Annotated in this window: 13 protein-coding genes; 8 read left to right on the forward strand and 5 right to left on the reverse strand. The window is 66.2% G+C overall.

Going from position 1 to position 12,959, the window contains the following annotated elements; translation table 11 throughout:
- Positions 1-43: 43 nt before the first annotated feature.
- The gene (locus RMCB_RS09865; protein ID WP_407662116.1) at positions 44-1,459 is read right to left on the reverse strand and encodes an alpha/beta hydrolase; all 1,416 of its coding nucleotides are present in this window, start codon (positions 1,457-1,459) and stop codon (positions 44-46) included.
- Positions 1,460-1,822: 363 nt separating this feature from the next.
- Between RMCB_RS09865 and RMCB_RS09870 the strand changes: the two genes are divergently transcribed.
- The 3 genes from RMCB_RS09870 (at position 1,823) to RMCB_RS09880 (ending at position 3,160) form a co-directional block, all read left to right on the forward strand.
- Positions 1,823-2,080, forward strand: coding sequence for a hypothetical protein (locus RMCB_RS09870; protein WP_051243816.1), 258 nt, complete (start codon positions 1,823-1,825; stop codon positions 2,078-2,080).
- A 257-nt stretch (positions 2,081-2,337) separates the two neighbouring features.
- Positions 2,338-3,033, forward strand: a complete 696-nt coding sequence (locus RMCB_RS09875; protein WP_062828641.1) for a YoaK family protein — start codon at positions 2,338-2,340, stop codon at positions 3,031-3,033.
- Positions 3,014-3,160 carry a hypothetical protein gene (locus tag RMCB_RS09880; protein WP_407662117.1) on the forward strand — a complete coding sequence of 49 codons (147 nt, stop codon included), beginning with the start codon at positions 3,014-3,016 and terminating at the stop codon, positions 3,158-3,160. Before RMCB_RS09875 ends, RMCB_RS09880 begins: the two co-directional genes overlap by 20 nt.
- Before the next feature lie 18 nt (positions 3,161-3,178).
- Here the strand turns inward: RMCB_RS09880 and RMCB_RS09885 are convergent, their stop codons facing one another.
- On the reverse strand, positions 3,179-4,744 hold the full coding sequence (locus tag RMCB_RS09885; protein WP_062828642.1) for a GAF domain-containing sensor histidine kinase: 1,566 nt from the start codon (positions 4,742-4,744) through the stop codon (positions 3,179-3,181).
- A gap of 199 nt (positions 4,745-4,943) precedes the next feature.
- Here RMCB_RS09885 and RMCB_RS09890 point away from each other — a divergent pair, with 199 nt between their 5' ends.
- Positions 4,944-6,059 (forward strand): VIT1/CCC1 transporter family protein, encoded by a 1,116-nt coding sequence (locus tag RMCB_RS09890; RefSeq protein WP_062828643.1) that lies wholly within the window; start codon positions 4,944-4,946, stop codon positions 6,057-6,059.
- A gap of 100 nt (positions 6,060-6,159) precedes the next feature.
- Positions 6,160-7,308: a zinc-binding dehydrogenase gene (locus tag RMCB_RS09895; protein WP_062828644.1), complete on the forward strand. Its 1,149-nt coding sequence runs from the start codon at positions 6,160-6,162 to the stop codon at positions 7,306-7,308.
- Here RMCB_RS09895 and RMCB_RS09900 read toward each other — a convergent pair.
- Entirely contained in the window at positions 7,289-7,963 is a 675-nt protein-coding gene (locus RMCB_RS09900; protein ID WP_029369925.1) for a pyridoxamine 5'-phosphate oxidase family protein, read from the reverse strand. The two genes, RMCB_RS09895 and RMCB_RS09900, sit on opposite strands and share 20 nt — an antisense overlap.
- Before the next feature lie 78 nt (positions 7,964-8,041).
- Between RMCB_RS09900 and RMCB_RS09905 the strand changes: the two genes are divergently transcribed.
- Positions 8,042-9,463: an aminotransferase-like domain-containing protein gene (locus RMCB_RS09905; RefSeq protein WP_062828645.1), complete on the forward strand. Its 1,422-nt coding sequence runs from the start codon at positions 8,042-8,044 to the stop codon at positions 9,461-9,463.
- A 19-nt stretch (positions 9,464-9,482) separates the two neighbouring features.
- On the opposite strand, the gene RMCB_RS09910 is transcribed toward RMCB_RS09905, so the two are convergent.
- Together RMCB_RS09910 and RMCB_RS09915 are read right to left on the reverse strand one after the other, a co-directional pair.
- Complete coding sequence (locus RMCB_RS09910; RefSeq protein WP_062828646.1) at positions 9,483-10,487, reverse strand: cation diffusion facilitator family transporter; 1,005 nt, start codon at positions 10,485-10,487, stop codon at positions 9,483-9,485.
- Complete coding sequence (locus RMCB_RS09915; protein ID WP_062828647.1) at positions 10,484-10,885, reverse strand: ArsR/SmtB family transcription factor; 402 nt, start codon at positions 10,883-10,885, stop codon at positions 10,484-10,486. Before RMCB_RS09915 ends, RMCB_RS09910 begins: the two co-directional genes overlap by 4 nt.
- A gap of 155 nt (positions 10,886-11,040) precedes the next feature.
- Between RMCB_RS09915 and RMCB_RS36485 the strand changes: the two genes are divergently transcribed.
- Positions 11,041-11,841 carry a hypothetical protein gene (locus tag RMCB_RS36485; protein ID WP_234792061.1) on the forward strand — a complete coding sequence of 267 codons (801 nt, stop codon included), beginning with the start codon at positions 11,041-11,043 and terminating at the stop codon, positions 11,839-11,841.
- Between the two features lie 109 nt (positions 11,842-11,950).
- Complete coding sequence (locus RMCB_RS09925; RefSeq protein ID WP_062828648.1) at positions 11,951-12,781, forward strand: carbon-nitrogen hydrolase family protein; 831 nt, start codon at positions 11,951-11,953, stop codon at positions 12,779-12,781.
- Positions 12,782-12,959 lie beyond the last annotated feature (178 nt).

The raw sequence follows: 12,959 nt of genomic DNA on the forward strand, positions 1-12,959 counted from the left end.
AATCGGGGATTGGCTAGCGTAGTGCGCTACTCGAATCGCCGAGTCAATGGTGTTGGGTAAGGCCGGGGATGCCGGTCGGTCCTGCCGCGTCCGTCGTCGAGTTCGGCATCGCGACTCGCGGTACCGCAGGGGTGCCGAGTTGCGCTGCCAACCACGGCAGCGCATCAGCGAACGCTTGGGACGCGAACAGCCAGTCATGTCTGCCCGGCCGCGTCACCACCGTGGACGTGATGCCTTGCGTTGCTGCCGTGGCCGACAGTGAACGCGCGGCGACGTCCTGGCCCTCGGGATTCGACACCGGGTCGCGTGACGTGCCGTCAGGGGAGCCGGGCACTTCGAACCATCCCGACAAGCCGGTGTAGCGACCGTGCCTCTTCATGACGGTGGTGGGGTCGAACGCGGCCCACGCGTCGGCGTCACCTCCGAAGAGCGTGGCGATGCTGTGCTCGCGGCCTCCGGTGTTGGGGCCGATGTCACCGGCGATGTCGACGAACGCGCTGAACAGGTCGGGGTGCATCACAGCCAGGTCGACCGCGCACGTACCGCCCATCGACCAACCGGCGATGCCCCAATGGGTGCGTTCGGCACTGACACCAAAATTGGCCGCCATGAACGGTGCGACATCTTTCGTGAGGTGATCGGCAGCGTTCCCGCGCGGTCCGTTGACGCATTCGGTGTCGTTGTCGAAAGCGCCGGTCGCGTCCACGAAGACCACCGCAGGAGCGCTGCCGTCGTGCTGGGTGGCGAAATCGTCGAGGGTGGCGACCGCATTGCCGACTCGAAGCCAGTCGGCCGGCGTGTTCAGCGCCGACCCGATCATCATCACGGCCGGCAGACGAGGTGGCGGCTTACTGGCGAACCATATCGGCGGCAGGTAAGCGAATTCTCGACGATGCGCGAATCCCGATGCACTGGAATCAATCCGCACCGGAAGCACGACGCCTCGGTCAGGTCTTGCATTCGACAACTGCATGGCGGTGACACCGACCCGGTCGGTCTGATCGGGGAGCGGACCCGTGGTGAGTTGGTTCCACGCCGTGCGCACCTTCGGGTAGTAACCGACCCAGGTGTTGACCGACAGCGCCGCGCACACCAGACACAGCGGCACAGCCAGCACCGACGCGCCGCGCCGCCACCAGGACGCGCGCTTCCAAGTCAGAACGATGAGGCTGAGCGCTGCGCCGACCAATCCGATCCACAGCCACAGTCGGCTCGGCGCCGCCTCGCCGGAAACCCCGATCGAGGAGATGTAGTGGCGAGCCCAGAGCGCAAACGGAGTCCCGATCAGGGCCGCGATGGCCAGCCGCCGCCATCCCCGGCGGTCGGCATGGGCCCACATCACATACAGCAGGAGCAGTGCAGCCAGCACCTGCACCGCGATCGGTACCCACCCGTCGACCAGGGACAATTGTGCGATGCGGTGGCGCAAAGGCTCTGCCATCTCAACCGCCACGGTCATATTTTGCAGACGAGAACCTGTGCGGTTGCTGTTGCCGCCTGCCGACACCCACAGTCAGCCGGTCTACTCCGACCTCTGGGACCCGGGGCGTCGCGACACGCGATCATGGGATCTTCCCATCGGACTCCCAGGCGCCGGTGAAGATGCACGCAATGCCAGACAGGGCGTTGGCGCCGCACCACCGGGCGCCCGATCAACATGGCTCGACCTCGCGAGGTGTCCAGGAGCGGCCGGTTTCGGGTTAGCACCCACTGACGGCTGCCCGCTGACGGTACTGGTGTTTGGTCACCAGCGGTGACGACGCAGCGTCGCGACCGCGAGATGCTGAGTACATCGGACGGGACCGAATTCAACGGAAGGTGCATGACCATGCGAATATCGTTGTTCCCCAGTACAATTCTGGCCGCGGGCGCCATCGCGTCAGCGGCTCTGCTGGCACCTGTCGCGAACGCTGACCCTGACGCGACACCGCAATCCTGCGCAGCCATGGGCGCAAGCGAGACCATGTGCCAGTCGCCCGGGGACGCTGAACTCTATGACGCGCCCCCTGCCGTCGCGTTCTACCCGTACGGCGGCTCGGGAGGCCTGATCGGCGGCGGCGGTTCCGGTGGGCATCGGTAGGGGATGGGTCGATGAACATCAGTCGAGCCCGCCTTGGCACCGCGACGTGCGCCGCTCTGGCAGCCCTCGTCGTCTTCGCCGCTCCAGCCACCGCACAGTCGGCGCAGCCGGCACAGTCCTGCAACTCTCTGGGGCCGTCACAGGTCAAGTGCGGGTCTCCGGGGAACGTCCAGATCAACGACTCGCCGCCCCAGGTGAATTTCTTTCCATACGCGAGTTGACCTCGCACGGGCGGGGCGGGACAGAAGGGTGAAGTCATGGCCACGACCCCGGTCGCCTGGCGCAGCTCCGCCGCCGTTGCGCTGGCCGCCACCAGCGGAGCGACGGACGCCATCGCTTACCTTGCGCTCGGTCATGTGTTCACCAGCGCAATGACAGGAAACCTTGTGCTGCTCGGCATCTCGCTGAGCCATCAGCAGGGTGAGCGGTTGTCGCGGGTGCTGATTGCCTTGTGCAGCTTTATCGCCGGTTGCGCGATCGGTACCCGCGTCGCAGGCAGGGCCGGAGCCGACGACGAACTGTGGCCGCGCGCGGTGAGCCGCGGTCTCACCCTCGAGAGTGCGGTGCTCGCGTGTTTCGCCGCCCAGTGGTGGACAGTGGGAGGTCACCCATCCGACGGCGCGCAGATCGGCCTTCTCGGCACCGGCGCGCTGGCCCTGGGTGTCCAGAGCGCCACGATGCACAGGTTCGGACCGGCCGGGCTCAACACCACATTCTTCAGCGGTGCGCTGATGCGGGGCGTGATCGAACTCGCGGCAACACGCAGCTGGACCGCCGCGCGGCCGCACCTGTCGCTTCTGCTCGGGCTGATATGCGGTGGATCATTGACGGCACTGGTCGTATGGCACGCGCGCGATATGGCCCCGATCATGCAACTCGTTCCGCTGGGCGTCGCGATCATTCTGGGGCTGCAGGCCAATCGGTCGGTGCGACATGCTGTTTCGTCAGCTTGAGTTCTCGGCGTTCACACCGAAGATCACCGGTGCACCGCTGCTGGGTGAGCACACCGACGAGGTACTCACCGAGCTCGGATACGACCCTGCGGAAATTGACCGCTTGCACGCCAACGGCGTTGTGTGACAACGGTGATCGGCTGTGTCATGCCGCAGTGAGCGGGATGTGGGCAGTCAGGATGGTCCCGTGGCCGATCGGGCTGGAGATGTGCAGGCGACCACCCAACGCCTCGACGCGGTCCCGGAGCCCGACGAGCCCGGATCCGGCTCCGGTGGCAGCGCCGCCGATCCCGTCGTCGGACACGCAGACGCGCAGCGCCTCACCGTCGAGGTCGACCTTCACGTCGACCTGCGAGGCCTGCGCGTGCTTGGCTGCGTTGGTCAACGCCTCGGCAACCACGTAGTACGCACCGATCTCGACGGATTCGCGCGGTCGCTGCTCGACGTCGACGGTTACGTCGACCGGTATCGCCGAGCGCCGACCCAGCGCCCGCAACGCGGGCCGCAGGCCGCCGTTGGTGAGAACCGCCGGGTGAATCCCGTGGGTGATCTGTCGAAGTTCTTCACTGGCCGCGACCAGCCCATCGCCGAGTGCTGTGATCTCTTGTACCAGTGCATCATCCGATGGCACCAGGTGCTGCAGTGAGCGGACTGTCAACGTCAGTGCGACCAACCGTTGCTGCGCGCCGTCGTGCAGATCGCGCTCGATGCGACGCATGGCTTCGTCGCCGGCGGCGACGATACGTGCGCGCGACGCCATCAACTCCCTGCGGGCTTCGGTGTTGGCGATCGCCGTCGCGACGAGTTCGGCGAAATCTTCGAGTCTCGACTCCGTGTCGGGCGGCGGCGGTTCGGACCGCGACGATCCGACGACCGCAGCACCCCACAGCCTTCCATCGACGATGATCGGCGCCCCGACACCGGATTTCAATCCCAATTCCCTGATCAACGCCGCAGTGGAGCCCTCGGCATGCTCGTGGTTGTCCAGGCGCGCCGCACGACCGGTGCGCATCACCATGCCCGAGACATTGTCCCCATCCAGCGACACCTTGGCGCCGACGGGCATCCTCGGCAGGCCTGCCTCGTCATGGACTGCCACGATCTCGCCGTAGCCCTCGTCGAGATACCTGACCAAGGCGGCATTTCCGGTGCACAGGGTGTTTGCCACCTCGTCGGCGACCGCTGTGAGGACCTCGTCCGGCGGGGCGCCGCGCGCCACCAACGTCGCCACTCGACGCAAAGCAGCTTGCCGCGCAGCCAGTTCACTGACCTGCTCGGCAGCCCGTCGTGCCTCCACGGCACGCAGACGGGCCTGCCCGACCAACACGTTCGCCAACAGCGAGACGGGCAGGTAGACGAAAATCGGGATCAGGTCGCGCGGGCTGTCCGGAATCACCATGCCGCCGAGATGCATCCGCAAGTAGACGACGGTGCTCGCGAGTGTCATGAGGCCGCCCATCCACATCGGCCACCCGGCTGAGACCACAAGCACGCCAAGGAAGAAGACCACGCCGAACATCTGATGCGGCAGCGTCCGGCCGAGCAGCGCCACCAGCGCGGCCTCGGCGACGATCAGGACACCGCCGACAACGAAGCCCAGCCACAGCGGCGGCGTCGGCCCCAGCAGCAACGACGCCAGACGCGATACCGACCACCCTCGCTGACTTCCGTCTGCGTTGGTTGATCCGAAGGTCAAACCATCCGGAGCCATTTATACGACCTCGATCCCGCGCAGTGTCCAAAGTGCCGATTATCCTCGCTCACCGGGCACTTCTGCCATGCGGGTTACGTCTTACCGCTAGCATCCATCCATCGCTCCGGCCTGCCGGAAAATCTCGGCTCGAACCCGGCATTCATCGAATTTCCCCGGTATTGCTCTAGTTAACGGTGAAGACGGCAGAGGAGTCTTGATGGATCGAACCGAGGCGGAACGCTTTCGTTCCCTGCTGGCCGCCGAGCGGCGCAGCGCCGACTTGTATGCCGAAATGGCCGACGCCGCAACCGGGGAACGTAAGCACATCCTGTCCGAACTGGCACAGGTTGAGCACCGGCACGCGGCACATTGGCAGTCGAAGCTCACCGAGTTGGGGGAGCAGGTGCCCGAGCCCGGCCGTCGCGGTCTCCGGGTGCGGGTCCTGTCCTGGCTGGCCCACCGGTTCTCGGTCGACACGGTATTGCCCTACCTCGAACGTTCCGAGCGTGCCGACGCCGGGCTGTACAGCACGGATCCCGCTGCCGCGGCCGGCATGGCGATCGATGAGCGATCGCATGCTCGCGTGCTCACGCGGCTACGCAACGACGGCCGCTCGACACTCCGTGAGCCGTGGCATCGGGGAGATCGCTCGGGGGCTTTGCGCGCTGCGGTATTCGGCGTCAACGACGGTCTGGTCTCCAACACGTCGCTGGTGATGGGTTTTGCCGGGTCCGGGGCGAGCGCATCGGTGATCCTGTTCGCCGGCCTGGCAGGTCTGCTCGCCGGGGCATTCTCGATGGCGGCCGGCGAGTACATCTCGATGCGTAGCCAGCGTGAGGCCTACGAACGTGAAATAGCGGTCGAGGAACTGGAATTGCGCTATGCCCCGGAAGCCGAGTTGGAGGAGTTGGCGCTGATCTATCGCGCCAAAGGCCTGGACCGCGATGAGGCGCAACGAATTGCGAGCACCATCCTGCAAGACCGCGACACCGCGCTGGATACCATGGCTCGTGAGGAACTCGGGCTGGATCCCGACGAGCTGGGCTCGCCGTGGTCGGCAGCGTTCTCCAGTCTGATCTCGTTCGCGGTGGGCGCAAGTGTGGTCGTGGTGCCCTACATGTTCACCAACGGGCTCGCCGCCCTGGTCATCGCCGTGCTCGCAGCGGCCGCGGCACTGTTCACGGTCGGCGCCGTGATCGGTGCGCTGAGCGGCCGAGGCGTGTTTCGCTGCGGGCTAAGGCAGTTGGCCATCGGCGGCGGCGCGGCCGTGTTGATATTCGCGATCGGACATGTGGGAGGAGAACTCGCGGGCACGGGCCCTGCCGGACGTTGACCTGTGGTCGCGCCAAACCGGCTTTACTGGTGACGTGAACGGGCAATATGGAAGCACCTGCTGCCCTCGACCGAGCGATCCCGCCTGGAAGGACCCCACCGTGACCGACTCCGCGACCGCCGACCTACCTGTCTCGGGCCTTGAACTGCGCTCCCTGCTGACCGAAGCCGGTGAGCTCGAACTGACACTGGAACCCCAGCCGATCACGCCGCCGGGCCGGGGCGAGGTCGTCGTGCGTGTCGAGGCGGCGCCGGTCAATCCGTCAGATCTGGGCCTACTGTTGGGCGCAGCCGATCTGGCGACGGCAGGCGCCGTGGGCGACGGCGCGGCCCGGCGCACGTCGATCACAGTTCCACCCAACGGTTTTCGTGCCATGGCGAGCCGGGTCGGGCAGTCCATGTCCGTTGGCAACGAGGGCTCAGGCGTGGTGGTCGCGGCCGGTGATGACGCGACTTCGCTGCTCGGGAAAACCGTGGCGGTGCTCGCAGGCGGCATGTACAGCCAGTACCGCACGGTGCCGACGGCCAGCTGTCTGGCGCTGCCCGACGACGTGACCGCCGCCGAGGGCGCCTCGTGCTTCGTCAACCCCCTCACCGCGCTGGGTATGGTCGAAACCATGCGCGACGAAGGACACACGGCGCTGGTCCACACTGCCGCCGCGTCCAACCTCGGACAGATGTTGAACAAGATCTGCGCGCAGGACAATGTCGGGCTGGTCAACATTGTGCGCAGCGCCGCACAAGAAGAGCTGCTCAGGGGGATCGGTGCCCGGTATGTCTGCAACTCGACGGCCGACGACTTCGTCCCGGCTCTCGTCGAAGCGGTCGCCGAGACCGGAGCCACGCTGGCCTTCGACGCGATCGGTGGCGGGCACCTGGCAAGCACCATCCTCTCCGCCATGGAGACTGCCGCCGGTCGGCGGATGACGAGCTACAGCCGGTACGGGTCGTCGGTCCTCAAGCAGGTGTACATCTACGGGTCGCTCGATACCGGGCCGACCGAGCTCGACCGCACATTTGGCATGAGCTGGAGCGTCGGCGGTTGGCTTCTGACTCCCTTTCTGCAGAAGATCGGACCCTCCCGTGTCGCCGAGTTGCACGCCCGGGTGGCGGCCGGGGTGAAGACCACCTTCGCCAGCCACTACACCCAGACGGTCTCGTTGGCCGATCTGCTGAAACCGCAAATCCTGCAAGCGATCTCGCGTAAGGCGACGGGGGAGAAGTTCCTGGTCACACCGGCGCAGAACTGATGCGCTCGGACCGGCGTCCCGATTCGACCAATGTCCGCACCGAGTCCGGCAATTCGGCCGATGACCAGGAAGCACGCTGCGGCGTGCCGTAATTGACGACGAACGGGACGGTGCCCGCCCACGCATCGGTGTCCTCGTCGGGCTCCTTGACCGGACCGTCGTTGACCTTGTACACCCAATCCCCGTCGGTGATGGTCATAGCCACGACGTTGGTGGCGGCGACCTCTTTCTGTGTCATCCCACGGACTTCGGCCGTGCGCCCGGGGAGTAACAGGTCGCTGAAGCGGTCCAGGAGCATGGCCCGTTCCTCGCGGCGGGCGGCCTGCAGATCACCGTAGAGCACAGCCGAGCGGTAATGCACCGACGAGTCGAACGTGCTGTGAGCCACCACCAGCGCATCCATCGCCGTCACACAGAAGGCCGCGGACGTTGTCGTCGCGTTGGCTCCCAGGGCACCGGCGCCGGTCGAGCCGTGCATGAGAATCCGGTCCTCGTGCCGGACGAACAGCGTCGGCACCGCCAGTGGCCGCGTCCTGCCGTCACGGCGTTGAACGCTGCCCATCGTGAGCACACCCCACCATTGCCCATCGAGAAATTCCTCGAGCGCGGCACGCTCGGTGGACTGTCGACCTTCTTTGCGGGTGAGCTTCTCCATGGCTCACAGGAAACCATGATTGCGGCCTTACCGTAACAGCCAGAAAGTGCCGATATCAGATGCCAGTATTGTGGGCAGATGCCGCGCCACACCCGACTGGTCCATCTTCCGCTGGACACCAGCGACCTGACTGCGAAGTCGATCGCCACGCAGACGGTGGCCCTGATCGCCGGCGGCCAACTCGCCGACGGGGACTGGCTGCCCTCCACGCGTGCATTGGCCGACGAACTCGGATGTTCACGCACCATGGTCGCGGCCGCCTACGACGAGCTGGTCGCCGCCGGGTTTCTCGAAGGGGTGCCCGGCTCGGGTACCCGGACGACCTCCGGCGCCGCCGCCGCGGCCGCCGCCGGGCTCTCGAGTCGCCCGTCCGAGCACGCTGGGGTCGACAGCTCGCGGCGTCCTGCTGCATCCAAATATCGCGCACACCAACGTAATCCGACGGTAGATCTCCGGCCGGGCTATCCCGACACGGGGTTGATCGATATGCGGGCATGGACTCGCGCCTGGCGCGCGGCCGGCGCCCGGACCCCGACCGTCTCCTCACCGTGGCAAGACGCGAGCGAGTCGTTCGTCGCGGCGTTGACCGATCACCTGCGCACCAATCGCGGGATCGATACCGACACGGTGCTCGATGTGCCGGGCTCCGGAGCGGCCTTCCATGCTGTCGCGGCGGTGAGCGGTCTCACGCGATGCTATGTCGAATCTCCTTGCTACCCAGCCGCATACGAGGAGTTTCTTCGCGCCGGGCTGCATCCGGTCTTCGTCCCGGTCGATGACGACGGCCTGCGCGTCGATCAGCTGGGCGATGCCGCGGGCCTGGTGTACTGCACGCCGGCGCATCAGTATCCCCTCGGACACCGATTGTCGGTCAACCGGCGCGCCGAGCTGGTTGCGTGGGCCAAGCGGACCGGCTCGATCATCGTCGAGGACGACTATGACGGTGAATTCCGCTACGGGGTGGCGCCGCTCCCGGCGGTCCGGTCCGTCCCGGGAGCGGGGGAGCACGTCGCCTACATCGGGACGGCGTCGAAGATCCTCACCCCCGGACTGGGCGCGGCGTGGCTGGTACCACCCAGACCACTTCGCGATGCCGTGCTGGCCTATCTACGTGAGCATCGGCTCGCACTGCCCGTGACTACCAGGGATGCACTCGCGGAACTGATCCTCACCGGTGATCTGCAGCGGCACCTGGCCCGCGCCGCACGCGAGTACCGGCATCGTCGCGACATACTGATCGCCGCGCTCGGCACCCACTGCCCCGAGCTCTCCGTGCTGGGCGTCGAGGCCGGACTCCACGTCGCCGTCGTGCTGCCCCGCGCGCATGACGACCGTCACGTGGCCGAGCAACTCAGCACGCACGGATTCGTCGTCGAACCCCTCTCGCTCTACCCAGGTGCGGTGGACGGTCAAATCAATGGACTGGCGGTCGGTTTCGCTCTCATCGACCGAGTGTCTGCCAACGGCTTCGCAATACGCCTCGCCGAGGCGCTCGGATAGATGGGCAGCGCCGCGGGTGCTAACCGATTGTGGCGTGCTCCGCCGGATAGGCGTGGATGAGCGCGGTGGTCAGCTTGGGCACCGCATGGACGAGGTCGTGCTCGGCGTCGTGGGCGATGCGGTGGGCACTCGCGAGGCTGAGGTCGGGATCGATGTCGAGTTCCGCATCCGCGTGCAGGCGGTGTCCGATCCAGCGCATGCGCACACTGCGCACCGCTCGCACTCCGGGGTGCGCGGCCAGGACCGACTCGGCCGTGTCGATGAGTGCGGGGTCCACCCCGTCCATGAGACGACGGAACACATCTCGTACGGCCGTGCGCAGGACCACCAGAATGGCCACGGTGATCAACAACCCGACAATGGGATCCGCGAGCGGGAATCCGAGCGCCACACCGCCGGCGCCGATCAGGACCGCGAGGGATGTGAAGCCGTCGGTGCGCGCGTGCAACCCGTCTGCGATCAGCGCGGCCGACCCGATCCTGCGCCCAACCCGGATGCGCAACAAGGCAACCCATTCATTGCCGAGGAATCCCACCAAGCCCGCGAGAGCGACCCAGCCGACGTGTTCTATCGGCTGCGGCTCGATCGGATAAGTGACAGCTTCCCAACCGGCGATCACCGCGGACAAGGCGATCATCGCGACGACGAACAGTCCCGCGATGTCCTCGGCTCGACCGAAGCCGTAGGTGTAGCGGCGGGTTGCGGCCTTGGTGCTGAGCACAAAAGCGATCCATAGCGGAACGCTGGTCAGTGCGTCGGAGAAATTGTGGATGGTGTCGGCCGCCAATGCGATGGATCCCGACAGCACGACGATGACGATCTGGGCGACCGCCGTCAGTCCCAGCACCACAAGGCTGATCTTGACCGCACGGATTCCGGCGGCGCTGGATTCCAGCGCGCTGTCGATGCTGTCCGCCGCATCGTGGGAGTGTGGCGCGAAGATCTCCCGGACCAGCCCGCGCGCACCTCTCGGGTGCTCGTGGTCATGATCGTGATCGTGATCGTGATCGTGATGGCCACTCATCGCCGTGCCGCTTTCCGTTGATCGGCATCGACGCTCAGCTCACGCACCCGGGCATCGTCGCGGTGATGTGGCGGGACACCGGGCCCGGCGTGTTCGGCGTTGTAGACGGCGTCGACGACCAATTGGCGAACATGCTCGTTCTCCAGGCTGTAGAAGATCGTGGTGCCCGAGCGCCGGGTGCGTACCAGCCGCGCCATGCGGAGCTTGGCCAGGTGCTGCGACACCGAGGGAGCCGGCTTGCCCACTCGGGCGGCAAGGTCGTTGACCGACAACTCACCGCCGGTGAGCGCCCACAAGACCTGAATCCTCGTGGTGTCGGCGAGCATTCGGAACACCTCGACGATCAGACCCGCTTGTTCTTGATCCAGGGGATGCAGCGAAGCATTATCTGCATACATACGTAGATACTAAACCCTCGAAGTACGGACGCGTAAACCCACGGCCGAGATCGTGCAAGTCGGGTAGGTCCCTACGCTATGCCGCTGCTCGCCGCGATGCGATGGTGCCGTTGGAGTCGCTGAACTGCCCACTCACATCTGGCGGAGGGATCACCATGGCACATCACGTATTGCGCAGGCCGGCATCTGTAGCCCTGTTCGCCGCGTTGGCGGCGGTGTCCAATCCCATACCGGCGCAGGCGGATCCCACCGATCTGCCCTACGGACCGGATACCTGCATCCAGGGCTACGTCTGGCGGGAGGCGCGAACCGGCGACACGGTATGCGTCACCCCGGCGGTCCGCACGCGCACTGCCCAGGAGAACGCCACGGCCGCCGATCGCCGCGATCCCAACGGGGGAGCCTACGGACCCAACACATGCCTGCAGGGCTTCGTATGGCGCGAGGCGTTCGACGGTGACGTGGTGTGCGTGACCCCCGACATCCGGGACCAGACGCGCGCCGACAATGCCGCCGCCGCGTCGCGCAAACAGGCCAACGCGCCGAAGAGTGACCCGAACGGACCGAACTTCATCATCTGGGTGGCGCCGGATTGTTCGGTGGTGCTCGACGGTGCCGGCCCTGGCCGTGACACCCTCAACGTCGGCTATCAGGTACAGAATCTGGGGCCGGGCACCGTCGACAGGCTCGTTCCGGTTCGCGTGTCGCTCGACAGCGGCGCCAGCGTCAACTACAACTCCTCACTGGGCGGCGGCCCGGATGGGCGGGCACAAAACTACGCCCAGATGACGGTGGACAGCAGCTTCTACCAGCGCGACAACCGCGTGACAATCACCGCGGACCCCGACAACCAGTACGCCGAGCGTGTCGAGTCCGACAACTCGGCCGTCGTGCTCATCCCGCGCCAGCCCCGGCCGGCCAACAGCATGATCGATCTGAAATGCCAAGTGGCCTAGGGGTTTACCGGGCACATCTGAAAAACCGACGTATGGCATCGGAACTCGGAGGTTGACCCGGCCGCGAAGCGCCGAGATAGTCGTTGGGAATCGACGAGGGAGGCTGCTCATGGCTGGCGCATGCACTGTCGGAATCGCCCAGTGGCTTCCGGCGTGCAACGAACCGGAGCAGAACCTGCGCGACGCCTTGTCACTGATCGGCCGCCTCGCCGACCGTGGTTGCGAATTGGTCGTCCTACCGGAATTGTGGCCGTGCGGATACGACCCGACGACCTTGGCACGCGATGCCCCGGCAGCGGCCGAACCGCTGGAAGGGCCTCGGGGCCAAGCGTTGTCGGCCGCGGCCGCGGAGGCGGGCGTCTGGCTGTTCGCCGGCACCGTGCCCGAATGCGACGGCGATCGCCTCTACAACACTGCGGTGGTGTACGGCCCCACCGGCCGACTCGCCGCGGCCCATCGAAAGGTCCATCTGTACACCCCGCTGGGGGAGGAGCAAGTGTTCTCGGCGGGGCAAGCCCCGACGGTGGTCGATGTCGACGGGGTCGGCATCGTCGGACTGAGTATCTGCTTCGACGGTGACCATCCCGCCTATGCCCGCCGCCTCCACCAGCTGGGTGCGCGCATCGTCGTCCAACCCGCCGCTTATGAGACCGCGGCCCAGACGTGGTGGGACGTGCTGTATCCAGCGAATGCCCTGGTCAATGGGCAGTGGTGGGTGATGGCCAACCAGTGCGGCGGTCAACTGCTCGGCAAGAGCAAGGTCATCGGGCCCCACGGCATCACCGTGGCGCAGGCGGGCGGGGTGGACGAGGCCGACTCGACCGAACTTCTGGTCGTCACTGTCGATTTCGACGCCGGTATCGCGGAGGCCGACCAAACGTCAGCCGCGTTGTGGACGGACGCTGCGGTACGGGGTTATGCCGCGCCGAAATCAACGTAAACGTCGTGCCCCCTCTTTGCCAGGCTGGTTGTGAGTCATTCATCGACCTGTTTGGGATGGAGGGTTATGTCGATCAGCCCGGGGTTTTCGGCGGCGGAGGTTCGTGCGTTTGTCGATCGGTATCACCTGCAGCCTCATGGGCAGAAGCGCGGGTGGCTTGCCGCGCAGGGGGTGTCGG

The sequence above is a fragment of the Mycolicibacterium brisbanense genome, assembly GCF_001570425.1.
GTDB lineage: Bacteria > Actinomycetota > Actinomycetes > Mycobacteriales > Mycobacteriaceae > Mycobacterium > Mycobacterium brisbanense.

What these genes read in the sequence shown, in the direction of transcription:
- RMCB_RS09865 (WP_407662116.1), bottom strand. Translation starts at nt 1,459, where the DNA reads ATGACCGTGGCGGTTGAGATGGCAGAGCCTTTGCGCCACCGCATCGCA.
- RMCB_RS09870 (WP_051243816.1), top strand. Translation starts at nt 1,823, where the DNA reads ATGACCATGCGAATATCGTTGTTCCCCAGTACAATTCTGGCCGCGGGC.
- RMCB_RS09875 (WP_062828641.1), top strand. Translation starts at nt 2,338, where the DNA reads ATGGCCACGACCCCGGTCGCCTGGCGCAGCTCCGCCGCCGTTGCGCTG.
- RMCB_RS09880 (WP_407662117.1), top strand. Translation starts at nt 3,014, where the DNA reads ATGCTGTTTCGTCAGCTTGAGTTCTCGGCGTTCACACCGAAGATCACC.
- RMCB_RS09885 (WP_062828642.1), bottom strand. Translation starts at nt 4,744, where the DNA reads ATGGCTCCGGATGGTTTGACCTTCGGATCAACCAACGCAGACGGAAGT.
- RMCB_RS09890 (WP_062828643.1), top strand. Translation starts at nt 4,944, where the DNA reads ATGGATCGAACCGAGGCGGAACGCTTTCGTTCCCTGCTGGCCGCCGAG.
- RMCB_RS09900 (WP_029369925.1), bottom strand. Translation starts at nt 7,963, where the DNA reads ATGGAGAAGCTCACCCGCAAAGAAGGTCGACAGTCCACCGAGCGTGCC.
- RMCB_RS09905 (WP_062828645.1), top strand. Translation starts at nt 8,042, where the DNA reads ATGCCGCGCCACACCCGACTGGTCCATCTTCCGCTGGACACCAGCGAC.
- RMCB_RS09910 (WP_062828646.1), bottom strand. Translation starts at nt 10,487, where the DNA reads ATGAGTGGCCATCACGATCACGATCACGATCACGATCATGACCACGAG.
- RMCB_RS09915 (WP_062828647.1), bottom strand. Translation starts at nt 10,885, where the DNA reads ATGTATGCAGATAATGCTTCGCTGCATCCCCTGGATCAAGAACAAGCG.
- RMCB_RS36485 (WP_234792061.1), top strand. Translation starts at nt 11,041, where the DNA reads ATGGCACATCACGTATTGCGCAGGCCGGCATCTGTAGCCCTGTTCGCC.
- RMCB_RS09925 (WP_062828648.1), top strand. Translation starts at nt 11,951, where the DNA reads ATGGCTGGCGCATGCACTGTCGGAATCGCCCAGTGGCTTCCGGCGTGC.